The organism is Mesorhizobium sp. B264B1B, from assembly GCF_020165765.1.
Taxonomy (GTDB): Bacteria; Pseudomonadota; Alphaproteobacteria; order Rhizobiales; family Rhizobiaceae; genus Mesorhizobium.
On the sequence record NZ_JAIUIS010000002.1, the window covers coordinates 499,187 to 524,801 of the forward strand.

The window sequence follows — 25,615 nt, forward strand, 5'->3', positions numbered from 1 at the left end:
GCAGGTCATCCGACGGTCGTGCGTGCCAAGACTGCGATCAGAGACCAAGCGCCACCTTGCGGCCATCATGGATGGCAAAAGCCGCCTGCCTTGAGGCGGTGCAATCACCAATCGACGTGTGGGCAATTTTGCGCCTGTCGAGTTCGACGGAAAGCATGTCGGCTGCCATATTCGTCGTGGCGAAGACCAGCGCATCGGCTTCGACGTCCTGCTCGGTTCCGTCGAGCAGGGAAGCGACCCTGGCGGCCTTCCCGTCCCAATGAACGATGGCGCTCTCGGTCAAAAACCGCACCCGCAGCCTGGCGAGTGCGCGGCGCAGCGGCGCGTCGACTGCCATTCGCTGAAGCTCTTTGCCAACCAGGGCGTCAGGTGTCACAAGCGTCACATTGTGACCGTCCTCGGCGAGTTTCCAGGCGGTGCCGCACCCTTTCCAATTGCCGCCATCGTCGAGCAAGATAACATTTTTGCCTGGTCTCGCCTCACGGGCCATCACGGCTTCGGCCGAGAGAACCAGCCCGCCGCCCGGGATGCTTTCCCACTGCGGCAATGCCCGTTGGAAAGCGCCGTCTGACGGCATCGAGCCGGTTGCGATGATGACGTGGTCCGCGCCTTCGCGCTCGACATCCTCCACCTCGACATATTGTCCGTACCGGACGTCGACCTGAAGCTGGCTGAGCTGGCGCTGGTACCAGTCGATCAGATCCAGAATCTGGGCGCGGCGCGGTTGCAGCCCCGCAAGGCGGAACTGCCCCCCAAGACGGTCGGAAGCCTCGGCCAGCGTGACACGGTGACCGCGTTCGGCTGCTACACGCGCCGCTTCGAGGCCGGCGGGACCGCCGCCGACGACCAGTACGCGCTTGGGTTGGCTAGCCGGGGCGAAGCGATCTCCGCCCCATTCCCATTCCCGCCCCGCCGAGGGATTGATGACGCAGCTGATCCAGTAGTCGCGGCTGCGTCGGCCCCAACACATCTGGTTGCAGGACAGGCACCCGCGAATGTCTTCCGGCCGTCCGGCGGCGGCCTTTGCGGCCAGGTGCGGATCGGCGATCTGCCCCCGCACGATGGAAACCAGATCAGCGTGGCCTTCGCTCAGCACACTTTCGGCATTCTGCGGCGTACGGATGTGACTCTCGGCGGTGACCAACGCGTGGCGCACGGTGGATTTGAGCACGGACGCCAGGTCGGCGCCGAGCTTTTCCGGATAAACAAAGGTCGGGATGATCTTGTAGAAATCGAAGTAGGAGCCCGTTCCACAAGTCACATAATCCATCAAAGAATCGCGGTCATGGAGGTCGATTATCTCGGCCAATGCTTCGCGCGTCAGCGCCACTTCGACTTCCGGTTCGTCGTTGACCGCAAGGCCGATGATGAAATCATCGCCGCATTCCCGGCGAATTCTGCTCATCACCTCACGGCTCATCCGGGTGCGATTTTGAAGGCTGCCGCCCCACCGGTCGTCGCGGCGATTCGACCAGGGCGTCCAGAACTGGTCCAGCATCGAATGATACGCCGCCCAGACCTCGACGCCGTCGAAACCGGCCTCGCGGCAACGGCGCGCCGCCTGCACGAAACCGTCGATCGTTTCTTCGATCTCGGCTCCGGACATTCGATGCGAACCGTCAGAGTCGTGATAACTCGGCAGTCCGGAAGGAGACCAGCCCGCATGGAACGAGTTGTCCGCGTCCGCGTGCTGACCGACATGATAGAGCTGCTGGATGGCGACGGCGCCGTTGCCGCGGATCGCTTCCGTCACTTTGCGGAAATGGGGGATCACGCTGTCGTCGGAAGGACGGAAGTTGCCGCGGGTAAGAATCGCGGCCCGGTGCACCGGCATCGGCTCGACGACGATCATGCCCGCGCCGCCGATAGCGCGTTCGGCATAATAGCCGACATGCCGTTCTGTCGGCAGTCCCTCTACCGCCATGTTCGCGGTATGGGCTCCGAACACGATCCTGTTGCGTAAGGTCTTGCCGCGCAGAGCAATCGGCGTGAACAACCGGTTGAAGACCTGCCCAGACATGTACCGCTCCTCAAAAGCCCTAGCGGCAGCACCCGAGCGCCAGCGCCCGCAGCCATAATCGATTTGCCGGACAGCCGGCACCTGAAAGGGTGCCGGCATTCGCCAACCATTGCAGCTAGGCGTCCAGCCAGACGTTCTGGAGGTCCATTTCAAAAGTCTGGTGGACGCCGTAGTTCTTCACCTTCTTGCTCGTATGACTGTAGAGCTTCTGCCAGAACGGCTGGATGATGACGCCGGAATCCTGCAGGATCTGCTCGACATCCTTCATCACCTCCTTGCGCTTGGCGACGTCGATCAGCGATAGCGCCTGCTTGAGCTTGGCGTCGAAATCGGGATTCGAATACGCCGATTCATTCCAGGCCTCGCCGGTGCGATAGCCGAGCGCCAGCACCTGGACGCCGAGCGGGCGCATGTACCAGATCGTCATCGAATAGGGATATTTCGTCCAGTCGTTCCAGAACGTCGAGCCCGGCAGCACCGTCCGTTTCACCTTGATTCCGGCCTCGCGCAGCTGGCCCGCGATGGCATCGCCGGTGTTCTTCTGCCAATCGTCCTCGATGGTGATCAGCTCATGCTCGAAGTCGGCCTGACCCGCCTCCGCCATCAGCTTCTTGGCGCCGGCGGCATCACGCTCCTTCTTGGGCAGCGGATAATATTCCGGATGGATGGGGCTGACATGGTGGTTTTCGCCGACCGTGCCGCGACCGCTGTAGCCGAGCTGCAGCACCGCGTTGTTGTCGACCGCCATCTGGAGCGCGTTGCGAACACGCTTGTCATCGTAGGGTTTGTGCGTGACGTTGGTGCGCGCAACCAGGGTGGTCGCGGTCGCCACCTCCGATTTCTCCAGCCCCATCTTGTCGAGGATGTCGATAAAATCGGCAGGCGACTCGAAATTGAGGTCGATTTCGCCGGAATCGAAGGCATTCACCGTGGCGTTGAAATCGGTGCCGTAGTCGATGAATTCGACGCCGTCGAGCGGAGCTTCGCCGCCCCACCATTTGCCGTTCTCGCGGCGCTTGACGACGGCTTTCTGGCCGACATCGTAAGAGACCAGCTCGAAGGGTCCGGTGCCGATCGGCTTCTTGATCGGATCGGCGCCATCGGCATCGAAATTGCGGTGGACGACGAGCGCCGGATAGTCGGTGAAGTTCGGGATCAGCGAAATGTCGGGCTCGGAGAGCTTCAGCTTGACCGTGTTGTCGTCGACCTTGGTGATCGCGCCGTCCCTCGCCTTGCCGGTCTTGGCGTCGATCAGCGCGCCGACACGCGCGGCCATGGAGTTGCCGGCGACGCCCTTCTCGCACCAGCGCGTCACATTGTGCACCACATCATCGGCGTTGAAGGTATCGCCATTGTTCCAGGTGATGCCCTTGCGCACATGCAGCGTATATTCGGTGGCGTCGTCGTTGATGTCCCAGCTTTCGAGCAGCACCGGCTCGAAGGTGAACTGCCTGGTATAGCGCACAAGCGGCTCCAGCCAGGTGCGCGAGATGTTGGCAAGCTCAACCCAGTCATAGGTGCGCGGATCCTTCTGCGCCTTCACCGACATCGAGACATGCAGCGTTCCGCCCTTCTTCGGCTCCTCGGCCAAGGCGTTCGTCGGCGCGGCAAGACCGATCATGCCATAGGCCAGAGCCGTCGATGCCCCGAAGGCGCTTGCCAGCGCCAGGAATTCGCGTCGGTCGATCCGACCCGCACGCGCCTCCTTTGCCATCGCCTCTATGGCGCTTGGAACACGATCACCATTGCTTTTGAAAAGCGTCATTTTTTTCCTCCCTTGTGGTTCCCGTCAGATCTTCGTCCTGTCAGCTAACGCTGTCCGGCAGTTTCTCCTCGCGCAGCGCGATAAAATCCCTGAGACCGTCTGCGATGCCCTCATCGAGCTTCGGCTCCTCATAATCGGCCAGCATGTTGCGCGCTTTCTCGCGGCCGCGCGTGTCATGGTCCTTCGCCCCTTCGGCCTTCCACTGTTCGTAGGAGTTGAAATCCATGATGCTGGGCATGAAGAAGGCTCGCTCGAAATGCTCGAGCGTGTGCTGTGTGCCGAGGAAATGGCCCTGCGGCCCCACCTCGCGGATGGCGGCCATCGCTTCCTTGAAATCGTCGAACGGCAGCCCGCCGGCATATTTGTACCAGCCGACGAGCTGTTCGCAGTCGGTCGCGAATTTCGAATAGCCGCAGGTGAGACCCGCCTCGAGCCATCCGGCCGAGTGCCAGATGTAGTTGGCGCCGGCAAGGATGGCGGCATGCATAAGCATGTTCGCCTCGTAGCCGGCCTGGGCATCGTTCAGCTTCGAGCCGACATGGAAGCCGGACGTGCGCCACGGCAGGCCGTATTTCCGTGCCAGCGCGCCCATCAGGTACATCATCTGCGCGGCCTCCGGCGTGCCGCCCATCGGAGCGCCGGTCTTCATGTCGACCGTGACCATGAACTGGCCGTAGATTTGAGGCGAGCCCGGACGCAGGAGCTGGGTGAACGCTACACCGGCAAGCGCCTCGGCATTGACCTGCGCCACCGCGCCCACGGCCGAGGCCGAGGTCGAGGCGCCGCACAGCGCGAAGGGCGCCAGGATCAGCGGCTGATTGTGACGGGCATAGACCTTCATCGCATCCAGCATGGTGGCATCCCATACCAGCGGTGAATTGCAGTTGGTGATCGACACCAGCACAGGGTTGTCGCGCACGTAATCCTCACCGAACACGATGCCCGCCATCGCCATCGTGTCTTCCGCCCGATCCTTGGAAGTCACGATGCCCATGAACGGCTTGTCGGAATGCTTCAGCGCCGAATGGATGATGTGGAGGTGACGCTTGGGCACCGCTATTTCCATCGGCTCGCAGATGATCGAGCTCGAGGAATGCAGGGCCGGCGCCATGTAGGCGAGCTTGTGGAAATTGTTGAGGTCGGCGAGCGTGCCGTAGCGCCTGACATTGTCGAGGTCACGCACATAAGGCGCGCCATACATCGGCACGAAGATGGAATTCTTTCCGCCCACGCGCACCGTACGCTCAGGGTTGCGCGCGTTGAGCGTGAACTCCGACGGCACCTTCGAGACGAGCTCCATCAGCAAGGCGCGGTCGATCCGCACTCTTGTCTCGGAGACGTCCGCGCCGGCGGCCTTCCACATTTCGATGGCCTCATCGTCGCGGAACTCGCATCCGACGTCCTCCAGGATGGCGAGCGATTCCTGGTGTATGAGTTCCACTGCCTCGTCCGGCACCATCTGATAGACGGGGATTTGGCGGACCAGTGTCGGAAACGACGTTACCGGAGCTCCCCGCAGCGCCTTGCGCCCCAGGCGGCCGCCGGCTCGACGATTGGAGTGTTCGGTCACAGCGGCCGGTGCGTTCATGGCAACTCCATTCCTCTTATACCTCGCAGCCTAGACGCACAAAACAGGAATGTGACGCTGGAAAATCCTGATCTCTTGTATAAGCTCTGCTTATGCGAAACCTGCGCCACCTCCTGCCCTCGGCCGGCAGCCTGATCGTCTTCGAGGCGGCGGGCCGCCTGTCGAGCTTCACCGCCGCCGGGCGAGAGCTCGGCATGACCCAGGCCGCCGTTTCCTACGCGGTGCGCGGGCTGGAGGAACAGCTCGGCGCCAAGCTGTTCCAGCGCCGTCACCGGCAGGTCAGCCTGACGGAGGCCGGCGAGCGTTTCCACGCCGACGTCTCGCTGGGCCTGTCCCACATCCGCAAGTCGGCGGAGGATCTGCGCCTGCAGGCGACCGGCGGCCACGTGACGCTTGCCGCCTCAACTGCGTTCGGCTCCTTCTGGATGATGCCGCGGCTGCAGCAGTTTCGCGACGAACTGCCGGGCATTGATCTGCGCATCCAGACCGCCGACCGCGACCTTGACATCATCGCAGAGGGCATCCCGCTTGCCGTGCGCGGCGGCGAACCGAGGGACTGGCAGGACTATCATTCGCTGCCGCTTGCCGACGAAGAGATCTTTCCCGTCGCCGGCACCAGCTACGCGGCGAAGTTCGGCCTGCCCAAATCGGTCGCGGAACTGGCCACGCACCGTCTCATCCATCTCGAGGAGCCCTATCGCGAGGCGGCGAGCTGGAATGAGTGGTTCGAATCGGCCGGCGCCCGTCTCGGCGATACCGCACGCGGCCTGCGCATCAACGATTACGGGCTGGTAATCCAGGGCGTCATGGAAGGGCAAGGCATCGCGCTCGGCTGGCGCCACCTTGCCGAGCGGATGCTCGCGACGGGACTGCTGGTGCCGGTGACGGACCATGTGCTCAGGACCGGCAAGGCGTTCTATGTCATCTGGCCGAGGAACCGGGAGCTTAGCGAGAATGCCCGCAAGGTACGGGATTGGCTGGCAGCGCAAGCGTGAGGTCGTTCACTGTTTTCACCGTACTTCACCCTCGCCCGCTCGGCACGAATCCGCCTATACTGTCACCATGCCCATACGCCAGCTTTCCGAAACGATGATCAACCAGATCGCCGCCGGCGAAGTCATCGAGCGTCCGGCAAGCGTGGTGAAGGAACTGGTCGAGAACGCGCTTGATGCCGGTGCAGGAAAGGTCGAGGTCGTCACATTAGGCGGCGGATTGAACCTGATCCGTGTCACCGACGACGGCTTCGGCATCCCCGAACAGGAGCTATCGCTGGCGATCGCACGCCATTGCACCTCCAAGCTTGCCGAAGACATCCACGACATCCGCTCGCTCGGCTTTCGCGGCGAGGCGCTGCCGTCGATCGGCTCGGTGTCGCGGCTGTCGATCCGCTCGCGCACGGCGGCAAGCGACAGCGCCGCCGAGATCGGCATCGAGGGCGGCAGGATCTCGCCCGTCAGGCCGGCGGCGGCCAATCGCGGCACCACCGTGGAGGTGCGCGACCTTTTCTTCGCCACCCCGGCAAGGCTGAAATTCATGAAAGGCGAGCGCGCCGAAAGCTCGGCGACCAGCGACGTGGTCAAGCGCATCGCGATCGCCTTTCCGACCGTTCGCTTCACGCTCACCGGTTCCGACCGCGCGACGCTGGAATTGCCGGCGACCGATGACAGCGCGGAAGGCAGCCTGCGCCGCATCGCCCAGGTGATGGGGGTCGAGTTTCCCGACAATTCCATTGCCATCGATGCGATGCGCGAAGGCGTGCACCTGACCGGTCATGTGTCGATCCCGTCCTTCACCCGCGCCAACGCGCTGCAGCAATATGCCTATGTCAATGGCCGGCCGGTGCGCGACAAGCTGATCGCCGGCGCTATCAGAGGCGCCTTCGCCGACGTCCTGCCACGCGACCGCCATGCGGTCACGGTGCTTTTCCTGACACTCGACCCGGCGATCGTCGACGTCAATGTCCACCCAGCCAAGGCGGATGTCCGCTTCCGCGACCCCGGCCTGGTGCGCGGGCTGATCGTCGGCGCCATCCGTCAGGCGCTTGCCGAAGCCGGCATCCGCGCCGCCACTTCCGGTGCCGCCGGCATGATGGCGGCGTTCCGGCCGGGAGCGGCGTCATACGCCCATGGCGGCCCGGCCAATGGTCACCGCAGCTACGAAGCGGCCTACCGCGCCTCGGGCTCTGCCGGTTTCGACCGCGCACGCTCGCCGCAACGGCCACTCGACATGGAGTTCCAGGGTTCAGGATTCGAGCGAAACGGCGGGTTCGGCGAAAACGAGCAGGCGGCGTTCGATGCCGGCCCGATCGCCAGCGCCGACGCCCGGGCGGGACAGGGCGAAGCGGCGGAGACGCTGCTTGGCACGGTGCTCGGTGCGGCACGGGCGCAGGTGCATGAGAACTACATCGTCGCCCAGACCAGGGACTCACTTGTCATCGTCGACCAGCATGCCGCGCATGAGCGGCTGGTCTACGAGGCGTTGAAGAACGCGCTGCACGCGCGCGCCGTGCCGTCGCAGATGCTGCTTCTGCCGGAGATCGTCGACCTGCCTGAAGAGGATGCCGAACGGCTCGCCACGCATTCCGAAACGCTCGCCCGCTTCGGGCTCGGCATCGAGCGTTTCGGGCCGGGCGCCGTGGCCGTGCGCGAGACACCGTCGATGCTGGGCGAGACCAACGTCCAGCAATTGGTGCGCGACCTCGCCGACGAGATCGCCGACAACGACACCGTCGACACGCTGAAGGAAAGGCTGGACAAAATCGCGGCGACCATGGCCTGCCATGGTTCAGTGCGTTCCGGCCGCCTGCTCAAGGCCGAGGAGATGAACGCGCTGCTGCGCCAGATGGAGGCCACGCCCGGCTCCGGCACCTGCAACCACGGCCGCCCGACCTATATCGAACTCAAGCTGGCGGACATCGAGAGATTGTTCGGGCGGCGATAAAGTGTTGCCCTCCAAGGCCGGATGCCCTCGGTCAGTTCTTTTGCTGAAATTTTCTAGCGGCACGATTGAAGACGTAGTCCATCGTGTGTCCGTTGCCGCCGCCACGAAAATTCACGGAGATGATGTCCTTACGGTGCTCCACCCATTTTTGGACGTTCATGTAGATAGGCGTCATCAGCATGCCCGCATCGCAACCATCGTCATCGAAAGAGATTTGCTGGACGACCTTGCCGCTGGTCTTCTTGATGACCTGCATTTTCGTCATGCAAATCCCTGAACCGGTGTTTGTGTAAAGTCCGGCAAACCGGTCGGCAGCGGTTTCAGCCCAAAAGGGAATTTCGACAGTTCCGTCGAGTTTCGCCTCGCCCGTGTCGTCGAGGCTTGCAACCTTCTTCAGCGTGACCGGAAATTTGTCCGCGCCTTTGCGCCAGGTCCCTGTCGCACCGCTTTCGCCGATGTCGAGGGAAAGCGGGCAATTCGTGGTATCGACTGGTGTCTTCGATCCCATCACCATGATGCGTTCAAATTCCTGGTCGTCCGAAATCGCGCACAGCGAGAGCCTGGTGCCGCTGACCGTGCCGTAGAGCGCGATCGGACTCTGCCCGGCGTCGTAGAAGTAGCTCCCCTCGACCGTTATGCCGCTGCCGAAGCTGTCATATGTCTGAAGCGATAAATGAACGGGATCGGGCCCTATCGACCCTTCGTAGTTCTCCACGTGATACCAGCCGGCGACGGCCTTTTGGCTCAGCAGCAGCAAGCAGAAAAACGCGGCCACGAACGCTCTTCCCATCCCGATCCCCTCCATCAGCGCAAATCAGGATAGCGCGCCTTATGCCCGTATCACAGGGGTTGCCGGTTGAAGCAGCGCGACTTGTGGATTTGAGTCGGAAAACAGCCGCAACTCTCTGATTTATCGTTTCAAATTCACTACGATCACGCCCCCTAGCGCCAGCGCGCCGCCAAGCAGGCCGAGCAGCGTCGGGACTTCGCCCAGCCAGAAGAAGCCGATCAGGGCGGACATGGGAGAGACCAGATAAAGGAAGTTCGAGGCACGCGCCGCAGGCAAGCGCGAAAGCGCCGTCGCCCAGGCGGCATAGGCGATCAGGCTCGGCACGACGCCGAGATAGATGACCGCGCCCAGCCCCGCCATATCGGCGACCGCCGCCTGCGAGAAAGCTGCCGGCAGGAACGGAGCCAGGCAGAGCGCGCCGAGCACCATGTTCGAGGCCGCGATGGTCAGTGGATGGTGGCTGGCGAACAGCGGCTTCTGGACGATGGTGTTGACGGCCGAACAGAGCGCCGATCCCAGCACCAGAAGCGCACCCGTGTCGAAATGCAGGCCCTGTCCGTCGGCCATGGCGATAATGCCGATGCCGCTGAAGGAAATGGCGGTGCCGACCCAGGCCATGGTCGAAAATCGTTCACCGAGCAGCGCCATCGCCATGATGGCGGTGAAGATCGGGCTGACATTGATGATGAAGCCGGCGGCGCCGGCCGAAACCGTCAGTTCGCCAAAATTGAGCATGGCGGTGTAGAGCGCGACGAAAACGGCGCCGCCAAAGGCCAGGCGCCACAACTCGCCTATGCGCGGCAGCGTCGGCCGCCTGACGGCAAGGAAGATCGCCGCAGGTACCGCGGCGATGGCAAAGCGCAGGGCGCCGAGTTCGAGCGGCCCGAACGCGGCGAGACCAGCCCGGATCGCCGGAAAGGCCGAGGCCCAGCCAATCACCGTCAGCGCCACCGCTACGGCCGCGGTGGTGTCCATCCGCTGTGCTGGATTCAACGTGCTCGTCATCGCCCTCATCTCATCGTCCTCCCGTTCTTTCGCCTCTCGATGGGGAGAAAACGCTTTTTCGGACCAATTGACAAACGACCAAATCGAGGGTCAGCTGTGACTATGGATCACAGCTTAGACGACATCTTGCCGCTCGAGACACTGCGCGCCTTCGATGCAGCGGCACGCACGGGGAGTTTTTCGGCAGCCGCGCAGAGGCTCAATCTCACCCATGGCGCTATCAGCCGGCAGATCGCCAAGCTGGAGGGCTGGCTTGGCCTGAAGGTTTTCGAACGCGGGGCGCGCGGCGTGACGCTGACGAATGAAGGCAATCGCCTGCATCTCAGGACCACCGAAGCCTTCGCGTTGATCTCGGTCAATTCGGACCGCTGGGTTGAACCGCGCGGCACCGCAGTGGTGCGGCTGGCCTCGATCCCCTCGGTAAGCGGCCTATGGCTGATGCCACGCATGACGGCGCTTGAGAATGATCCCACCCGCCTGCGCATCGTGCTGGATGTCGATAACCGCCAGGCCGATCTCGCCGATGAAGGCATCGATCTGTCGGTGCGCTGCGGACGCGGCCGCATCCCGGGCCGCGTTTCGATGCAGTTGTTCGAGGAGTATCTGTTTCCGATCGCCTCGCCGAGCCTCGCGCCGGAGATCGGCTGCGGCGACCCGGCCCGGCTGCTCAAATTCCCGCTGATCAACGATTCCGACGCATCCGGCTGGCGCGCATGGTTCGCCGCGCAGGACACGGATTACCGGCCGCGCCCGCAGGACCGACGCTTCGAAGACTACAATCTGGTGCTCGATGCCGCCGCACACGGCCTGGGCATCGCCTTGGCGCGCCCGCCGCTCACCGAACACCAGATACGGTCGGGGCGCGTCGTGGCCGTCGACGATCGTGTTGTGCTCAATCCCGTTTCCTACTGGCTCGATCGTCCCGCCGGAAGGCCCCGCGCCGCTGCCGCCGACCTGTCGCGCCGCATCGCGGCCCAGGCCGGTGTGTCGGCGGAAAAGATCGAACACTTCATCGAAGCCGACACGTAGGTTTCAGAGCAGTTCACCGTTTCACGGAAACGGCGAACCGCTCTATGTCTTCGTTTTGCGCAATTCCATAGGGAAAGCGCTACGCGCTTTTCCCGGGAAAACCGTACACACTTGCTTTAGCGAATGGCCAACCAGACAAATGCAATGAGCGCGGCAACCAGCAGGCCCGTTGCGATGGGGCCGATGCCGACCGCGCCTTGTTCGCGATTCCCCGGTGCGGCTCCCTTTGGCTGGCCGGTCATGCCCCCCGGCACCACATTGTCGGCTGACGCCTTTTGCACGACGGATACCCGCGGCGAGACGAACGCCGGCCACGAGAGCGGCGCGGGCCGGGCAGCGCCGCCGTCTTCGGCTCTTGTGACGGCCACTGGCACGCCGCGCTGAGCCTCGTCGCCTGGCGACGTCTGCTTGCGCGCCGCAATCTCGGAAACGGCCTTTCCGGCGGTGTCCATATCCGGCTCCATCGCCGCCTGATAGGCCCGTACGATCTGCGGTGCGGCCAATTGCTGCGACGTCTCGGCCGACGCGGGCGGCAGGGCCGCCAGCGCTTCCAAGGGCGGTTGCGGGCGCAAGGCCGGCAGCGGCGGTTGCATGGCCATCTTGACCAGCGCTGCCTTGAGCGCATCGGGTTTCGCCGACGGCACCGCCTGCGGCGTCATCGCCTCCTTGAGCAAGGAAGCCAGCCGAGCGGAAGAAATGTCTATCATGTCCCCCACCAATGGTACCCTTCGGCTCATCAAATAGGATATCAGCATTGCCTCGAGCTTGTCCCATGCTTGACCTTGCCGGCAATTTGTGGCGATGAACTCGGCATGAAGCTCGGCACCAAAGCATGATGAACCGTTTCGAAGGCCCCGGCGGCAAGGAAGCCCGTATTCGCTATCTCGACGGCGACTTCCAGGTGACGAGCCCGGGCGCGTTCGTGCGCTGCGCGGTGACCGGCGAAAGCATTCCGCTCGACGAGCTGAAGTACTGGAGCGTTGAGAGGCAGGAGCCCTACATCAACGCCGCGGCCTCATTGCGCCGCGAGATCGAGGCGCATCCGAAATTGCGCAAGCGAAGCTGAGCAAATCCCGGAATGCGCAGCCGTTTCTGTCCGCCGTTGCGTAAAAACCAAGAAGCAGAGCGGGTCGGCGATTCCATCGAAGGCTGAACGCCTTAGCCCTTAAGCTTAAGCTTACGCTGGCGCCAGGCATCGAGCGTCTCCTCGATGATACGTTCGGGAACGTGGTCGAGTTCGAAGACCGCGTCGATTTCCAGCACGTCGAGACGATCGAGAAAGTCCTTCGAAGCGCCGTGGCGCAGCCGGGCGGCATCCTTGGCGGTGGTGATGAGGCCGAGCCCTTCGGCGCGCGCGGTGGCCGCCAGTTCAGCAAGCTCATCCTCGGCGTAGAAATGATGATCCGGAAACGGCCGCTTCAAAGCCACCTCGCCGCCGGCCTCCTCTACCGTGTCGAAGAATTTCTCGGGGTGGCCGATGCCGGCGAAGGCAAGATAACGTTTGCCGGCGAGGCGCTCCTTGCCGCTCGGCTCGGTGTGAGCCTCGAAGATCGGCCGGCCGGCGCGCGCCGCCTGGCGCACCACCGCGTCGGCGGCGGTGCCGTCACCCATCTTCAGCAACCCGCTGGTGAAGACCAGCTGATCGACGACCCTGGCCCTGAGCGGTCCGCCCGGGATGACACGGCCGTTGCCAATGCCGTAGCGCGCGTCGACGACGACCAGCGCATAGTCGATATGGATGCGCGCGCTCTGGAAACCGTCATCCATGATCAGGAAATCGCAGCCATGGTTTTCCATGAGCAGCCGTGCTCCGGCAGCGCGGTGCGGCGTCACTGCCACGGGCGCGTGTTCGGCCAGCAGCAGCGGCTCGTCACCGACATGCCTGGCGCTGTCGTGTTTGATGTCGACGACATGCGGCTCGGCGAAGGAGCCCCCATGGCCGCGCGAGAGGAAACCGGGTTTGAGCCGCATGCGCCTGGCGTGTTCGGCCATGGCGATCGCCACCGGCGTCTTGCCCGTTCCGCCGACGGTGAAATTGCCGATGCACAGAACCGGCGCTTCGATCTTCTCGCGCCTGGCCCGCCGCATGCCACGTCCGGCGACAAATGCATAGGCTGCCGACAGCGGCGACAGCGCGAAAACGCGCCAGTCCGGCTCCTCCCACCAGAATGGCGGTGCTTCGGAGGCCATTTTAGCGCCCGTTCGCGCCCTTCAGGCGCGCCTTGACGACCAGTGGCTGGATGTAGGGCTCAAGCGACTTCAGCGTGCGCGCCAGCGCGCCGCGCATCTCATCGACGGTCGCGGCGCCGGCCGCCATCATCTCATGGCGTGCGACTTCGTTGGTGAGCAGGAAGTTGACCGCACCGGCCAGCATGTCGCGGTCGCGCACCAGCTTGGCGCCGCCGCTGTCGAGCAGGCGCTGGTAGGCCTCGCGGAAATTCTGCACGTTGCGTCCGGCAAGGACCGCCGTCTCGAGCATCGCTGGCTCGAGCGGGTTCTGGCCGCCTTCGGAGGTGAGCGAACGGCCGACAAAGGCGATCTCGGTCATCCTGAGATAGAGCCCCATCTCGCCGATCGTATCGCCGAGCAAGATGTCAACGTCGGGCCCGATCCTGTCGGCCTTGCTGCGCCGCGCGACCTTGAGGCCCATGCCGGAAATCTGCTCGGCCAGGGCCCCGGCGCGGTCGGGATGGCGCGGGACGACGATCGTCAGCAGGCCGTGGTGACGCTTGTGCAGCATCGCATGAACCTCGGCGGCAACAACTTCCTCGCCGTCATGGGTCGAGATCGCCGCCCAGGTCGGACGGCCGCCAATCTGCCGCTGCAAGGTGGCCAGCGCCCGTTCGTCGACGGGCGGCGGGTTGGTGTCGACCTTGAGATTGCCGGAAACGGTTACCGGCCGGGCGCCGAGCGCGCGGAAACGCTCGCCGTCGACATCGGACTGGGCAACGACATGGGCAAGGTTCTCGAACAGCGCCTCGGCGATGTTGGGGCGCTTCTTCCAGGACGTGAAGGAGCGGTCGGACAGCCTGCCATTGACCAGAACCTGCGGCACGTGGCGGGCGCCAAGCTCGAGAATCGTCATCGGCCAGATCTCCGATTCGGCGATGATCGCCAGATCCGGCTTCCAGTGGTCGAGGAAACGGCTGACCGCCGGCTTGAGGTCGAGCGGCACATACTGGTGGATGATGCGGTCGCCCAATCTCTCGTCGGCGACCTTGGCCGACGTTACGGTGCCGGTCGTCAGCACGATATTGACGCCGTAGTCGAGTATGCTCTCGACCAGGGGAACGACAGCTATGGTTTCGCCGACGCTCGCGGCGTGGATCCAGATAACAGGCCCATCGGGGCGAGGCCGGCCGGCGACGCCGTAGCGTTCGCGGCGGCGGTTGCGGTCTTCCTTGCCGCGCGAGGTGCGCCAGGCAACATAGGGCCCGACCAGCGGATAGGCGACAGCGCCCGCCAAACGATATGCCGTCAGCATGGTACGCGCCCAGCGACCGCTCATCGCGGGGCATCCACGAGACGGTAGGCCTCGGCGGTCGCGGCATTGAGCGAGGCCGTCACTTCGAGGCGCTTGCGCTCCATCTCGGCGTCATCGGCATTGGCCGGCACGAAAACCGGTGTACCGATGATGATGGACGAGCGGCCGAACGGCAGGTTGATGGTCGTCTTGTCCCAGCTCTTCTCCAGCACCTTGCGGCGGCTGGTGGCTATGGCCGCCGGCAGGATCGGCCGGCCGGAGAGCCGCGCCAGGAGAACGATGCCAAGCCCCGCATCGCGCGGCGTGCCATGGGGGATGTCAGCGATCATGGCGACGTTCTTGCCGGCGACGAGCGACTTTTTCAGGGCGATCAGCGCCTTGGCGCCGCCCTTGTCGAGATGTTTGGCATTATCGCGCCCGCCGGAGCCGCGCACGGCCTCAATGCCGAATTTCTCGATCATCAGGGCGTTGAGTTCGGCATCCGCACTGCGCGACACCATGGCGACCAACGGCCTGCCCTTGGGGTAGTAGGCCGGCGTCAACAGATGCTGGCCGTGCCAGAGCGCAATGATGCCGGGCTCGAACTGGGCATAGGCACCGCCGGTCAACTTCGCCGAGCCGTCGACGATGCGGTTGGTCAGGCGCACAAGCCGGACGAACTGCGCCAGCAGGCTGACAATGATGTTCTTGACGAATCGCGACTGCGCCAGCGGCTTGCGGATCCTGCGCCAGAAGGCCTTGGTGGCGCGGCTGCGGCCCCTGCCCGTTGGCGTTGCCTGGCCGGGCGGCGCTTTCGCCAGATCATTGTCCATCGAAGTCAACCGACGGCCTTGTGGTCGGGGTCGAGGAGCCGATGCAGGTGCACGACGAAATAACGCATATGGGCATTGTCGACGCTGGCCTGTGCCTTGGCTTTCCATGCCGTATGGGCGGATTGATAGTCGGGATAGATGCCGACGATGTCGAGCGCGTCAAGATCGCGGAATTCGGTGCCGCCAAGCTTCTTCAGTTCGCCGCCGAACACCAGGTGCAAAAGCTGTTTCTTTCCGTCTTCCGCGGCCATTTCGGTCCTTCACATATTGTGAGTTTGTGACAGGTCTAGACCAAAGCCGCCGACTTTGGAACCTTCGATAATGCTTTCAATCATCCAGTCCGGCAATGACGCTCACGAGCACCGCCAGCAGTTCACCGCTGCCGGCGGCGAGCGCGCCGTGGCGGGTCACCTCGCCGGCATAGAGCGGCGCGCGGCCATGCGGGTCGAGCAACTGGCCGCCCGCCTCGCGCAGGATAAGGTCGGCGGCGGCGATATCCCAGTCGTGCGCGTTCGGCTTTACGAAAGTGGCATCGAGCGTGCCGTTGGCGATCATTGCCAGGCGATAGGCAAGCGAAGGGCTGTAGGGCGCCCGCTTCAGCCGTTCCTGCCAGCCGGCCGGTATCCTGTCGAGCAACTGCTTCAATCCGGAAATTTCGGCCTTGTCGCCGGGCTGGCGCACCGCGATGCGCCTGCCGTTACGGAAGGCGCCCTGACCAGGCAGCGCCCAGTAAGTCTCGTTAAGCGCCGGACACTCGAGCACGCCGGCAAGCGAACGGCCATGCTCCACGACGGCGACGCTGACGCACCAGGTGCGCTGGCCTTCCAGGAAGCCGCGGGTGCCGTCGATCGGATCGACGACAAAGGTTCGGCGCGCCGAAAGCCGCACTGGATCGTCGACCGTCTCCTCGGACAGCCAGCCATAATCCGGTCGCGCCGCAAGCAGGGTCTGGCGCAAATACGCATCGGCGGCGTGATCGGCCTCGCTGACCGGCGACGTGCCGCCTTTCATCCAGACCTGCGGGCTGTTCCCGAAGTAACGCATGGCGATGACGCCGGCCTTGCGGGCAGCGTCGCGCAGCAGCGGCAGATCCTCCGTGGCGCCAGTCGTGGTCAGATCATGCTCCGGCAAGGGTCATGCCTTCGATCAGCAACGTGGGGGCGGCGGTGCCGAAATTGCGATCGAGATCGCTTGCCGGCACCATGTTGAGGAACATCGTCTTCAGGTTGGAGGCGATCGTGACTTCGGCGACGGGGTAGGCAAGCTGGCCGTTGTCGATCCAGAACCCGGAAGCGCCGCGGCTGTATTCGCCGGTCACCATGTCGACACCTTGCCCGAACACCTCGGTGACGTAGAAGCCCGTCTTGAGCGAGGCGATCAGTTCTTCCGGCGAGCGCTCGCCCGGCTCGATGGCAAGATTGGTCGAAGACGGCGAGACGGAGGAGCCGCTGCGCGAACCGCGTCCATTGGTAACGAGACCCAGTTCCCGCGCCGCCGAGGTCGACAGGAACCAGTGGTTGAGCACACCGTTCTCGATCATCAAAAGCTTGTCGCCTTCGACGCCTTCGCCGTCGAACGGACGCGAGGCCTGGCCGCGCCGCCTCAGCGGCTCGTCGGTGACGGTAATGGCCGATGCAGCCACCTTTTTGCCCATCATGTCGCGCAGGAACGACGTCTTGCGCGCGACGGCAGCGCCGTTGATGGCGCCCGCGAGATGGCCGGCAATGCCGCGCGCCACGCGCGGATCGAACACCACGTCGACCGGTCCGGTCGCGGCCTTGCGCGCGCCGAGCCGGCGCACGGCGCGTTCCCCGGCCTTGCGGCCTATGTCTTCCGGCGCATCCAGGTCGGCAAAATGCTGGCGCGAGGAGAATTCATAATCGCGCTCCATGCCGGTACCCTCGCCGGCGATGACGCTCGTGGAGCGCGAGAAGCGCGAGGCGACATAATGGCCGAGGAAGCCGTGCGAGGTGGCCAATACCAGCCCTCCGAGCCCGGCGCTGGCATTGCTGCCCGCCGAATTGGTCACGCCTTTGACGGCCAGAGCCGCCGCTTCCGCGGCCAGTGCCGCTTCCTTCAACTGGTCGGCCGATACTTCTGTTGCATCGAACAGGTCGAGATCGCGCGTCTGCCTGGCCAGCAGCGCCGGATCCGCGAGGCCCTGGTTGGGATCTTCGGGAGAGACCCTGGCCATGGCGACGGCACGTTCGGCAAGCGCCTTCGGGTCGGACGCGGCAGTCGCGGAAACACTTGCCACCCGCTGGCCGACAAAGACACGCAGCGAAACGTCGTCGCCTTCCGAGGCCTCGGTGTTTTCGATCTTGCCCAGCCGCACCGACACACCGGTCGAGCGGCCACGCACCGCGACGGCATCCGCGGCATCGGCGCCAGCTTTTTTGGCAGCCTCGACCAGGGCCGCGACGCGGTCGGTCAATCTTGATGCGTCCGATATATCGCTCATGCGCGTGATCCTGCTGTTGCGGCTGGCCCGAGAGCCGCCGTCCCCCATCTATTGTTCCGGTCCGGCTTGTGCAATGGCACAAGCTTCAATCAAAATGCATCGGTTCAGCCGCCCATCGCGAAGCGCGGCACCGCATCGCCAGCACGGAGCATTTCCAATGACGCCTTTCCATCTTGCCTTCCCGGTCCGTGATCTCGATGAAACACGCGCTTTCTATGGCGAGGTGCTGGGTTGCGCCATCGGCCGCTCTTCGGAGACCTGGGTCGATTTCGACCTGTTCGGCCACCAGATGTCGGCGCATCTGCGGCCACCGGCCGCGCCGGCTGCCAGCGACGGCAAGGTCGACGGCATGGCGGTGCCGATCCCGCATTTCGGCGCCGTGCTTTTGATGGATGACTGGCAGCGGCTTGCCGCGCGGCTGGAAGCACGCGCCGACATAGACTGGCTGGAGCGGCCGATGATCCGCTTCAAGGGAGAGCCCGGCGAACAGGCGACGCTGTTCATCCGCGATCCCTCGGGCAACGCGCTGGAATTCAAGGGCTTTCGTTCGCTGGAGCAGATTTTCGCGCATTGACATGGTGCAAGCCGTGGCGCGCGGACTCAGGACCCGGCAACAGGCGTCCAGATCACATCCTCGATCTTTTGCGCGCCGGTGGCCAGCATCGCCAGCCTGTCGAAGCCGAGCGCGATGCCGCTGGCCTGTGGCATGACCGCGAGTGCCGCGAGAAAATCCTCGTCCAGCGGATAGCGCTCGCCATAGACGCGCTCTTTCTCGTCCATTTCCATGATGAAGCGCCGGCGCTGCTCCTCGGCGTCCGTCAACTCGCCGAAGCCGTTGGCAAGTTCGACGCCGCAGCAATAGAGCTCGAAGCGCTCGGCGACGCGGGGGTCGCGTGGGCTCGGTCGCGCCAGAGCCGCCTCGGCGACCGGGTACTCGCAAAGGATGGTCGCGCGGCCGATACCGAGATTGGGCTCGATCTTCTCCACCATCACCCGGCTGAACAGGTCGGCCCAGCCGTCGTCGGGCGCGGTACGCAGGCCGGCACCGGTCAGGGCCTGATGGAGCGAATCGCGGTCGGTGATGCCGTCGGCGCTGACCGTCGCAAGCAGATCGATCCCGGCATGGCGCGCGAAGGCGTCCGCCACCGTCAGCCGCTCCGGCTCCGCGAAAGGATCGCAGTCGCGGCCGCGAAAGCTGAAGCGCGTGGCCCCTGCCCTTGTCGCGGCCAGCGCCAGCAGATCCGCGCAATCCCGCATCAGGCTCTCATAGGTTTCGCCGACCCTGTACCATTCGAGCATGGTGAATTCGGGATGGTGCAAAGGGCCACGCTCGCGGTTGCGATAGACCGGGCCGAAGCTGAAGATCCTGGTCTCGCCGGCAGCGAGCAGCTTCTTGCAGGCGAATTCCGGCGACGTGTGCAGATAGAGCGGCTTGCGCTGCCCGTCCGGCGCGACCGCCTCGGTTGCGAAGGCCGCCAGATGCGCCTCGTTGCCGGGCGATATCTGCAGGGCCGATGCCTGCACCTCGATGAAATCGCGACGGGCGAACCAGTCGCGCAAGGCGGCGGCAAGGCCGTTGCGCAGCATCAGGCGCGAACGGCGATCGGCATGCACATGCGGCGTCCACCAGGGCGAAGCGGCGGTCATGGGCGGTTTGAAGGCGCGCTGGTTCGCGTTGGGGGCTGGCGGTTCGCGCCGAGATGCGCTAGGCCCCCATCCAAAGCCGCACAAGCCGGCAAAGACCCGTCAACTCTCGCAGGATAAAAAACCGTGGTGAAAGTCATCGCCAGTTCGCTCCGCAAAGGCAATGTCGTCGACAAGGACGGCAAGCTTTATGTGATCCTCTTTGCCGAAAACATCCACCCAGGCAAGGGCACGCCCGTGACGCAGCTCGACATGCGCCGCATCGGCGACGGGGTGAAGGTTTCGGAACGCTACCGCACCACCGAACAGGTGGAGCGCGCCTATGTCGAGGAGCGCGAGCACACCTTCCTCTACGCCGACGGCGAAGGCTATCACTTCATGAACCCCGAGACCTACGACCAGGTGGCGGTGTCGGAAGCCGTCGTCGGCGATGCCGCCCCCTATTTGCAGGAAGGCATGCCGGTTCAGGTCTCGCAGTTCAACGGCATCGCCATCTCCCTGGTGCTGCCGCAGCGGGCCACCTTCGAAGTGGTCGAGACCGAGCCCACGACCAAGGGCCAGACGGCGTCCTCTTCCTACAAGCCCGCCCTGCTCTCCAACGGCGTGCGCACCGCCGTGCCGCCGCATATCGCGCCGGGCACCCGCGTGGTGGTGATGACGGCCGATGGGTCCTATGTGGAGCGCGCGAAGGACTGAGGCGAACTCTTACGTCTACCCGGAAGCCAGCGCCGCCTCACTGTTTGAAACAGTGTTCGCGATGCCATTGCAGGAAGCGAGGATGTGGGCGCTCGACCTGCCGACGGGGTGGAAGCGCGCGGCGGCTCCTGTTTATGAATCCCTGCACACTCTCCAGGTCGTTAACCTGCCTTGATACCAGTATTTCCAGATCATCGGACAGGCTGATCAATCCGCGATCGAACATCCAATGCGCTGTGCCGGATAGCGCGATGCCATTGTTGACGATGTCGGGTCCGTTCTTTTCAACCGGTCGAATGTGGGCGGCAGAAACTTCCGCCCGGCCGCCGCCATTTATCAACTTGAGACCTGAGATCGCGCAACGCTCGTCATAGGCGCGCAAGACAACGCGACGAAAAATGCGATCCCGCACAATTCGCGATCCGATATAGCTTACACGACTACGGCCCTCCTCGAACTGGAATGGAGCCTTTTCGTCCTGAAACCCGGATGAAATGCCGATCTGATCCACACGTGGCAGCAACGGCTCATGGTCGTCAAAGCCCAGATCGATAATGCGATTGAAGTCGCTTGGACTGATTGGTCGGACGGCCGATTGGGCGCGACCAGAAATCCTTCCTTGGTCGTTAAGCAGGCCGCGTTCAACGAGACCATCCGTCCCATTGAAGGGAACAGGAGTGGCCAAATCGAGGTAGGTTCCCGGCTCAATCAGAGCCAGATACATACCAGGCGCTACTGGATCTGGGAGAACCTGCTGGACCTTGGCTACGGCGAAATAGCCACGGGTATCGTCTACTTTGCTAGGTTCGTAGTAGATGATCCAGTCACCGACGCATGCTTCCACACGACGCAGATACTGGCTAGGAAACTGATATCGCTCAGCGGGACTGTCATCGTAGATCGAATCTGACCGGTGAATGAAGACCCCGAATCCCATTATCTTCCTGCAGCTTGGGGGATATCCGTGGAGATGTAGCACCAAAACTCGATCTTGGGAGCTTACTCTACCTTGAGAAACTCCCCTCTCCGATAAACTTCCCCGGATTTTTACAGAGCTGTCGCAAATGGCTCGCGCAGTTCGTCCTTTGGGTGAAGAAGGAGAACGCCAATGAGAAAGCTTATCGTCACCGAATTCATCAGCGTCGATGGCATCGCCGAAGTCGAGAAACTGCCTGGCGTGACCTGGAACGACGAGATGAACAGGTTCAAGGAGGACGAGCTGGCTGACAGCGGCGCCATGCTTTTGGGACGCACAACCTACGAGATTTTCGCCGGCTCGTGGCCGAGCGAAACCGGAGACTTCGCCGACCGGTTCAACGCGCTGCCGAAATACGTCGCGTCCAGCAGTTTGAAGGTGCTCGACTGGAAACCGGCCGAGCTGCTCAGGGGGCCGCTGCCGGAGGCGGTCAGGACACTGAAGCTAGGTAGCGGCGGCAACATCTATGTGCATGGCAGCCTCAGCGTCGCGCAGGAACTGTTGCGCCATGGTCTGGTCGACCGCGTCAGGCTGCTGAGCTACCCCGGCACCGTTGGCCAAGGCAAAAAGCTCTTTCCGGCCGGCGATCCGGTGTCGTTTGAGTTGATTTCCGCCAAGCCATTCAGCAATGGGGTGGTGGCGCTGGAGTATGCGCCGGTGCTGGCGAAATCGTAATCGGTTAGAGTGCCCTTCTTCCAGAGAGGACTGGAGGGCGCCTGGCTTTCGGGATCAAAACTATAGCGGTGACGTGAGGCAACGTGTGGACCTCGCGTCACCCGGTCTGCTTTCCCCGTCTTTGCTCGACAGCAGCACTTTCCCTAGCCTCCACAACCCTCTCCACCTCGCGCTTCAGCTGGTCCTTGATATCCGCCGTCTCGGTCATCAGGACCTCGATCTTGAGGAAGTCGAGCACGCGGTATTTGGACACCGCCGGGCGGATCAGGATGTCGGGCTGGCACTGCTTCAGCTTGTTGGCGATGATCGACTGCATCATCAATTGAGTGGCGCCGAACATCAGGTCGACGGAGGTCGGCCGCCTGTGGTCGGCCTCTTCCGGCGCGCCGACCACGTCGACGCCGATGATGATGTCGGCATCATCCTCGATAAGGTCGAAGGGCACGGGGTTGTAGATGCCGCCATCGATCAGCAGCCGGCCGTCGCGCATCACCGGGCGGAACACGGCAGGAATGGCCGCTGACGCCGCGAGCGCCGAATGCAGGTCGCCTTCGGCGAACACGGCCAGCTTGTGGCCGAAATAGTCCGTCGCCGTCACCTTCAGCGGGATTTTCAGCTCGGCGAAGGTTTCGGGAATGGCTTCGGGCAGGAATGCCTTGAGGATGCGTTCGACATTGAACTGGCTGACGCGGATGCCGGCCTGCATGGCCTCGGCGATGGTGCCGGGCCGCGCCCGCCACATGCGGCTCGCCACCTCGGCGCGACGGCCGAGGATCGAGCGGGCATAATCGTGGATGTCCTTGCCGGTCATGCCGGAGGCCATGCCGGCGCCCATGATGGCGCCGATCGACGAGCCGGCGATTGCGACCGGCCTGATGCCCAGTTCGTCCAGCGCCTCGATGACATGGATGTGCGCCAGACCGCGCGCGCCGCCGCCGCCAAAGGCGATGCCGAAGGTGAGGCTCATCCCTTATTGGCTCCGGCCAAGGGCGGTCCGACGACCATGATGGTCGGCTCGGCCGACAAAAGCTTCTTCGCCGCGGCCTTGACCTGGTCGAGTGTCACCGCGTTGATGAGGCCGGTGCGGCGCTGAATGTAATCGACGCCGAGGTCGTCGAGCTGCAGCTCGACCAGGGTCGCGGCGATGGCGCTGGAGGAATCCAGGTTGTTGATGGCGTAGGCGCCGATCATGTATTTCTTGGTCGCCGCCAGTTCCGCGTCGGTCGGGCCGTCCTCGGCAAGCCGCTTGACCACGTCCCGCACGATGCCAAGGGTTTCGGCGGCCCGGTCCGATCGTGTGCCGGTGGTGACGATCAGCGCGTCGGCATGGTCCTGGTTGATCAGCGAGGAATTGACGCTGTAGGCCAGCCCGCGCTTCTCGCGCACCTCCTGGAACAGGCGCGAGGTGAAGGTGCCGCCGCCGAGAATCTCGTTCATCAGAACCGCAGGGAAGAAATCCGCCGCCTTGCGCTTCACGCCAGGCCAGGCAAGCTGAAGCGAGGTCTGCGGCAGGTCGTAGTCGACCTCGATATGCCGCGCCAGATTCGGCTCGACGTCGGCAACCGGCGCGAGCGCCTGGTTCTGCGGCAGCCCGCCGAACACCATGTCCAGTTTCTTCTTCAGCGTTTCCGGGTCGATGGCGCCGACCACCGCGACATGCAGCCCGGTCCGCGCGAAGACCGCCTTGTGCAGCGCCTTCAGATCGTCCCGCGTGATGGCGGCGATGCTCTGCCTGGTGCCCTGATCGGAGCGCGAATAAGGATGATCGCCATAGAGCGCGCGCGCCCATCTGTCCTGCGCGATCGTGTCGGGGTCGTTCTCTCCGGCGATGATGCCGGACAGGATCTGAGCGCCGATGCGATCGATCGGCGCCTGGTCGAAACGCGGCTCGTTGACCGCCAGCCGCAGCAGGTCGAACGCCTCGTCGCGCTGCTCGGCCAACATGCGCATGGAACCGTAGATGCCGTCGCGGGTCTCCTCGAAGCTCATCTCGGCGCCGGCGTCGTCGAGCTTCACCTGGAAGGCGTCGCTGTCCAGAGGGCCTGCGCCTTCGTCGAACAGACCGGTCATCAGATTGGCCAGCCCTTCCTTGCCCGGCGGATCCTGCGTCGAGCCGCCCCCAAAGACGAAACGGATGGCCACCATCGGCACCGAATAGTCTTCGACCAACCAGGCGGTGACGCCCTTGGGCGAGGTGACCTGCTGGATGTCCATGGCGCGGGCGGCAAGCGCCGGCAGGACCAGGAAGAAGATGGAAAGGAGCAAAGTGACAAGCGCTGCGCGTGCCCTCCCTTCTCCCCGTTTGGGAGACGGGAAAGAGCCGTGTTGCTCGCTCTTCATCATCAATTCCCCGCCTGTTGCTGCGGCAAGAGATAGCCGGTCGTCGACCGGGCCAGCACCAGATAGCGCGCGGCGACGGCCTTGATCTCGCCGGGAGTGATGTTGCGGATGCGCTCCGGCCATTGCTCGATGTCCTGCACATTGCCGCCGGTGGCAAGCTCGGCGCCATAGATATTGGCCATCGAATCCTGTTTGTCGCGGGCGAAAACCATCGAGCGGACATAGCGGTCCTTGGCCTTGTCCAGCTCCTTGACGGTGACGCCTTCCCTGGCGATGCGCACGACCTCCGCGTCGACGGCCGCCTCGACATCGACGAGCCTGGCGTCGCCGCGCGGCGTGCCATAGACGGTGAAGTTGGTGTCGTCCAGCATGGTGCCCTGGAAATAGGCCCCGGCGTTGGAAGCGATGCCTTGCCTGACCACCAGCGCCTGATAGAGCCGGCTGCGGTTGCCGCCGCCCAGTATTTCCGCCAGCAGGTCGAGCGCCTCGGCTTCGCCGGGCTCGGCCGTGTGGTAGGATGGCACCACCCATTGGGTGGAGAAATTCGGCACGCTGACGCGGGCGTCGGACAGCGTCACCGTGCGCCTGGTGTTCTGCTCCGGCTCGACCGGGCGGACGCGCGGCGGCAGGTCGGGCCCGCGCGCGATCTTGCCGTAGGTTTTCTCGGCCAGAGCCTTGACCGTGTCGGGCTCGACGTCACCGGCCACGATCAGCACCGCGTTGTTGGGCTGGTAGTATTTGTTGTAGAAGGCGATGGCGTCGGTGCGGTTCAACTGCTCCATCTCCTGCATCCAGCCAATGACCGGAATTCGGTAGGGCTGGTTCTGCCACAGCGTGGCGTCGAGTTCCTCTTCGAGCACCGCCTCGGGACTGTTGTCGATGCGCGAACGGCGCTCCTCCAGGATGACGTCGCGCTCGGTCTTGATGACATCGTCGGTGAGGATGAGGTTGCGCATGCGGTCGGCCTCGAAGCTCATCATCAGCTCGAGCGCCGACGGCGCCACCGTCTCGTGGAAGGCGGTGTAGTCGTAGGAGGTGAAGGCATTGTTGGAGCCGCCTATGTCGGAGACGGCGCGGTCGAACTCGCCGGCGGCGTGATTGGCCGTCGCCTTGAACATCAGATGCTCGAAGAAATGGGCGATGCCGGATTTGCCTGGCGGCTCGTCGGCGCTGCCCACCTTATACCACACCATATGGGTGACGATCGGTGAGCGATGGTCGGGAATGACGACCACTTCCATGCCATTGTCGAGCAGGAAATCCGTTACCTTGAACTCGGCCGGCCGCTTGTCGGCGGCGAAGGCCGCCGGGACCAGTCCGGCAATGACCAAAGCCAGCGATGTGGCCAAGAGCGTCTTGCGCAGCCATTCAGCCTGAAATGTCATCAATG

24 protein-coding genes are annotated in these 25,615 nt (G+C 63.8%); 7 read left to right on the top strand and 17 right to left on the bottom strand.

From position 1 onward, the window contains the following. Nucleotides 1–37 precede the first annotated feature (37 nt). The 3 genes from LB547_RS06265 to LB547_RS06275 form a co-directional block, all read right to left on the bottom strand. A complete protein-coding gene (locus LB547_RS06265; protein ID WP_140761684.1) occupies nucleotides 38–2,020 on the bottom strand; it encodes an FAD-dependent oxidoreductase in 1,983 nt (660 codons plus the stop codon). Between the two features lie 115 nt (nucleotides 2,021–2,135). After that, nucleotides 2,136–3,785 carry an ABC transporter substrate-binding protein gene (locus LB547_RS06270; protein WP_140728241.1) on the bottom strand — a complete coding sequence of 550 codons (1,650 nt, stop codon included), beginning with the start codon at nucleotides 3,783–3,785 and terminating at the stop codon, nucleotides 2,136–2,138. A 40-nt stretch (nucleotides 3,786–3,825) separates the two neighbouring features. Beyond that, nucleotides 3,826–5,373, bottom strand: a complete 1,548-nt coding sequence (locus LB547_RS06275) for a trimethylamine methyltransferase family protein (protein WP_140624617.1) — start codon at nucleotides 5,371–5,373, stop codon at nucleotides 3,826–3,828. Nucleotides 5,374–5,465: 92 nt separating this feature from the next. Here LB547_RS06275 and LB547_RS06280 point away from each other — a divergent pair, with 92 nt between their 5' ends. Then, complete coding sequence (locus tag LB547_RS06280) at nucleotides 5,466–6,368, top strand: LysR substrate-binding domain-containing protein (RefSeq protein WP_140515572.1); 903 nt, start codon at nucleotides 5,466–5,468, stop codon at nucleotides 6,366–6,368. Between the two features lie 67 nt (nucleotides 6,369–6,435). Beyond that, nucleotides 6,436–8,313, top strand: a complete 1,878-nt coding sequence (gene mutL / locus LB547_RS06285) for a DNA mismatch repair endonuclease MutL (RefSeq protein WP_140656306.1) — start codon at nucleotides 6,436–6,438, stop codon at nucleotides 8,311–8,313. Nucleotides 8,314–8,344: 31 nt separating this feature from the next. On the opposite strand, the gene LB547_RS06290 is transcribed toward mutL, so the two are convergent. Next, nucleotides 8,345–9,088 carry a hypothetical protein gene (locus tag LB547_RS06290; protein ID WP_140761687.1) on the bottom strand — a complete coding sequence of 248 codons (744 nt, stop codon included), beginning with the start codon at nucleotides 9,086–9,088 and terminating at the stop codon, nucleotides 8,345–8,347. Nucleotides 9,089–9,223: 135 nt separating this feature from the next. Next, entirely contained in the window at nucleotides 9,224–10,117 is an 894-nt protein-coding gene (locus LB547_RS06295) for a DMT family transporter (RefSeq protein WP_140656188.1), read from the bottom strand. A 93-nt stretch (nucleotides 10,118–10,210) separates the two neighbouring features. On the opposite strand from LB547_RS06295, the gene LB547_RS06300 reads away from it, so the two are divergent. Further along, the gene (locus LB547_RS06300) at nucleotides 10,211–11,137 is read left to right on the top strand and encodes a LysR substrate-binding domain-containing protein (RefSeq protein ID WP_140656191.1); all 927 of its coding nucleotides are present in this window, start codon (nucleotides 10,211–10,213) and stop codon (nucleotides 11,135–11,137) included. A gap of 116 nt (nucleotides 11,138–11,253) precedes the next feature. Here the strand turns inward: LB547_RS06300 and LB547_RS06305 are convergent, their stop codons facing one another. After that, on the bottom strand, nucleotides 11,254–11,844 hold the full coding sequence (locus LB547_RS06305) for a hypothetical protein (RefSeq protein WP_224655788.1): 591 nt from the start codon (nucleotides 11,842–11,844) through the stop codon (nucleotides 11,254–11,256). A 125-nt stretch (nucleotides 11,845–11,969) separates the two neighbouring features. Between LB547_RS06305 and LB547_RS06310 the strand changes: the two genes are divergently transcribed. Further along, entirely contained in the window at nucleotides 11,970–12,203 is a 234-nt protein-coding gene (locus LB547_RS06310) for a DUF2093 domain-containing protein (RefSeq protein WP_140761690.1), read from the top strand. Nucleotides 12,204–12,295: 92 nt separating this feature from the next. On the opposite strand, the gene lpxK is transcribed toward LB547_RS06310, so the two are convergent. The 6 genes from lpxK to LB547_RS06340 all read right to left on the bottom strand — a co-directional run bounded on the left by lpxK (nucleotide 12,296) and on the right by LB547_RS06340 (nucleotide 17,894). After that, nucleotides 12,296–13,327, bottom strand: coding sequence for a tetraacyldisaccharide 4'-kinase (gene lpxK, locus LB547_RS06315; RefSeq protein ID WP_140515566.1), 1,032 nt, complete (start codon nucleotides 13,325–13,327; stop codon nucleotides 12,296–12,298). Between the two features lies 1 nt (nucleotide 13,328). Beyond that, a complete protein-coding gene (waaA, locus tag LB547_RS06320) occupies nucleotides 13,329–14,645 on the bottom strand; it encodes a lipid IV(A) 3-deoxy-D-manno-octulosonic acid transferase (RefSeq protein ID WP_140494199.1) in 1,317 nt (438 codons plus the stop codon). Further along, entirely contained in the window at nucleotides 14,642–15,433 is a 792-nt protein-coding gene (locus LB547_RS06325) for a lysophospholipid acyltransferase family protein (protein ID WP_140494201.1), read from the bottom strand. Before LB547_RS06325 ends, waaA begins: the two co-directional genes overlap by 4 nt. Nucleotides 15,434–15,438: 5 nt before the next feature. Beyond that, entirely contained in the window at nucleotides 15,439–15,684 is a 246-nt protein-coding gene (locus tag LB547_RS06330) for a DUF4170 domain-containing protein (RefSeq protein WP_140494203.1), read from the bottom strand. Nucleotides 15,685–15,760: 76 nt separating this feature from the next. Further along, nucleotides 15,761–16,564: a 3'(2'),5'-bisphosphate nucleotidase CysQ gene (locus LB547_RS06335; RefSeq protein WP_140515564.1), complete on the bottom strand. Its 804-nt coding sequence runs from the start codon at nucleotides 16,562–16,564 to the stop codon at nucleotides 15,761–15,763. Beyond that, nucleotides 16,551–17,894 carry a TldD/PmbA family protein gene (locus LB547_RS06340; RefSeq protein ID WP_140515562.1) on the bottom strand — a complete coding sequence of 448 codons (1,344 nt, stop codon included), beginning with the start codon at nucleotides 17,892–17,894 and terminating at the stop codon, nucleotides 16,551–16,553. Before LB547_RS06340 ends, LB547_RS06335 begins: the two co-directional genes overlap by 14 nt. 157 nt (nucleotides 17,895–18,051) lie before the next feature. Between LB547_RS06340 and LB547_RS06345 the strand changes: the two genes are divergently transcribed. After that, nucleotides 18,052–18,468 carry a VOC family protein gene (locus LB547_RS06345; RefSeq protein ID WP_140494209.1) on the top strand — a complete coding sequence of 139 codons (417 nt, stop codon included), beginning with the start codon at nucleotides 18,052–18,054 and terminating at the stop codon, nucleotides 18,466–18,468. A gap of 26 nt (nucleotides 18,469–18,494) precedes the next feature. On the opposite strand, the gene epmA is transcribed toward LB547_RS06345, so the two are convergent. Then, the gene (epmA, locus tag LB547_RS06350; RefSeq protein WP_140515560.1) at nucleotides 18,495–19,541 is read right to left on the bottom strand and encodes an EF-P lysine aminoacylase EpmA; all 1,047 of its coding nucleotides are present in this window, start codon (nucleotides 19,539–19,541) and stop codon (nucleotides 18,495–18,497) included. Nucleotides 19,542–19,664: 123 nt separating this feature from the next. Between epmA and efp the strand changes: the two genes are divergently transcribed. Further along, complete coding sequence (gene efp, locus LB547_RS06355; RefSeq protein ID WP_140494213.1) at nucleotides 19,665–20,234, top strand: elongation factor P; 570 nt, start codon at nucleotides 19,665–19,667, stop codon at nucleotides 20,232–20,234. A gap of 37 nt (nucleotides 20,235–20,271) precedes the next feature. Here the strand turns inward: efp and LB547_RS06360 are convergent, their stop codons facing one another. Beyond that, complete coding sequence (locus LB547_RS06360; protein WP_140515558.1) at nucleotides 20,272–21,171, bottom strand: HNH endonuclease; 900 nt, start codon at nucleotides 21,169–21,171, stop codon at nucleotides 20,272–20,274. A 171-nt stretch (nucleotides 21,172–21,342) separates the two neighbouring features. Here LB547_RS06360 and LB547_RS06365 point away from each other — a divergent pair, with 171 nt between their 5' ends. After that, a complete protein-coding gene (locus LB547_RS06365; RefSeq protein WP_140515556.1) occupies nucleotides 21,343–21,885 on the top strand; it encodes a dihydrofolate reductase family protein in 543 nt (180 codons plus the stop codon). Between the two features lie 97 nt (nucleotides 21,886–21,982). On the opposite strand, the gene LB547_RS06370 is transcribed toward LB547_RS06365, so the two are convergent. From LB547_RS06370 to LB547_RS06380, 3 genes are read right to left on the bottom strand one after another with little or no spacing between them, the layout of a single operon-like run. Continuing rightward, on the bottom strand, nucleotides 21,983–22,852 hold the full coding sequence (locus LB547_RS06370; RefSeq protein ID WP_140494217.1) for a patatin-like phospholipase family protein: 870 nt from the start codon (nucleotides 22,850–22,852) through the stop codon (nucleotides 21,983–21,985). Further along, a complete protein-coding gene (locus LB547_RS06375) occupies nucleotides 22,849–24,225 on the bottom strand; it encodes a M16 family metallopeptidase (RefSeq protein ID WP_181177991.1) in 1,377 nt (458 codons plus the stop codon). The genes LB547_RS06370 and LB547_RS06375 overlap by 4 nt, the downstream gene beginning before the upstream one ends. A gap of 2 nt (nucleotides 24,226–24,227) precedes the next feature. Next, complete coding sequence (locus LB547_RS06380; RefSeq protein WP_140761696.1) at nucleotides 24,228–25,610, bottom strand: M16 family metallopeptidase; 1,383 nt, start codon at nucleotides 25,608–25,610, stop codon at nucleotides 24,228–24,230. Nucleotides 25,611–25,615 lie beyond the last annotated feature (5 nt).

Excerpts from the sequence above, each read along its gene's own strand:
- LB547_RS06265 (WP_140761684.1), bottom strand. The coding sequence starts at position 2,020 with ATGTCTGGGCAGGTCTTCAACCGGTTGTTCACGCCGATTGCTCTGCGC.
- LB547_RS06270 (WP_140728241.1), bottom strand. The coding sequence starts at position 3,785 with ATGACGCTTTTCAAAAGCAATGGTGATCGTGTTCCAAGCGCCATAGAG.
- LB547_RS06275 (WP_140624617.1), bottom strand. The coding sequence starts at position 5,373 with ATGAACGCACCGGCCGCTGTGACCGAACACTCCAATCGTCGAGCCGGC.
- LB547_RS06280 (WP_140515572.1), top strand. The coding sequence starts at position 5,466 with ATGCGAAACCTGCGCCACCTCCTGCCCTCGGCCGGCAGCCTGATCGTC.
- mutL (WP_140656306.1), top strand. The coding sequence starts at position 6,436 with ATGCCCATACGCCAGCTTTCCGAAACGATGATCAACCAGATCGCCGCC.
- LB547_RS06295 (WP_140656188.1), bottom strand. The coding sequence starts at position 10,117 with ATGAGGGCGATGACGAGCACGTTGAATCCAGCACAGCGGATGGACACC.
- LB547_RS06300 (WP_140656191.1), top strand. The coding sequence starts at position 10,211 with ATGGATCACAGCTTAGACGACATCTTGCCGCTCGAGACACTGCGCGCC.
- LB547_RS06305 (WP_224655788.1), bottom strand. The coding sequence starts at position 11,844 with ATGATAGACATTTCTTCCGCTCGGCTGGCTTCCTTGCTCAAGGAGGCG.
- LB547_RS06310 (WP_140761690.1), top strand. The coding sequence starts at position 11,970 with ATGATGAACCGTTTCGAAGGCCCCGGCGGCAAGGAAGCCCGTATTCGC.
- lpxK (WP_140515566.1), bottom strand. The coding sequence starts at position 13,327 with ATGGCCTCCGAAGCACCGCCATTCTGGTGGGAGGAGCCGGACTGGCGC.
- waaA (WP_140494199.1), bottom strand. The coding sequence starts at position 14,645 with ATGAGCGGTCGCTGGGCGCGTACCATGCTGACGGCATATCGTTTGGCG.
- LB547_RS06325 (WP_140494201.1), bottom strand. The coding sequence starts at position 15,433 with ATGGACAATGATCTGGCGAAAGCGCCGCCCGGCCAGGCAACGCCAACG.
- LB547_RS06330 (WP_140494203.1), bottom strand. The coding sequence starts at position 15,684 with ATGGCCGCGGAAGACGGAAAGAAACAGCTTTTGCACCTGGTGTTCGGC.
- LB547_RS06340 (WP_140515562.1), bottom strand. The coding sequence starts at position 17,894 with ATGAGCGATATATCGGACGCATCAAGATTGACCGACCGCGTCGCGGCC.
- LB547_RS06345 (WP_140494209.1), top strand. The coding sequence starts at position 18,052 with ATGACGCCTTTCCATCTTGCCTTCCCGGTCCGTGATCTCGATGAAACA.
- epmA (WP_140515560.1), bottom strand. The coding sequence starts at position 19,541 with ATGACCGCCGCTTCGCCCTGGTGGACGCCGCATGTGCATGCCGATCGC.
- LB547_RS06360 (WP_140515558.1), bottom strand. The coding sequence starts at position 21,171 with ATGGGATTCGGGGTCTTCATTCACCGGTCAGATTCGATCTACGATGAC.
- LB547_RS06365 (WP_140515556.1), top strand. The coding sequence starts at position 21,343 with ATGAGAAAGCTTATCGTCACCGAATTCATCAGCGTCGATGGCATCGCC.
- LB547_RS06370 (WP_140494217.1), bottom strand. The coding sequence starts at position 22,852 with ATGAGCCTCACCTTCGGCATCGCCTTTGGCGGCGGCGGCGCGCGCGGT.
- LB547_RS06375 (WP_181177991.1), bottom strand. The coding sequence starts at position 24,225 with ATGAAGAGCGAGCAACACGGCTCTTTCCCGTCTCCCAAACGGGGAGAA.
- LB547_RS06380 (WP_140761696.1), bottom strand. The coding sequence starts at position 25,610 with ATGACATTTCAGGCTGAATGGCTGCGCAAGACGCTCTTGGCCACATCG.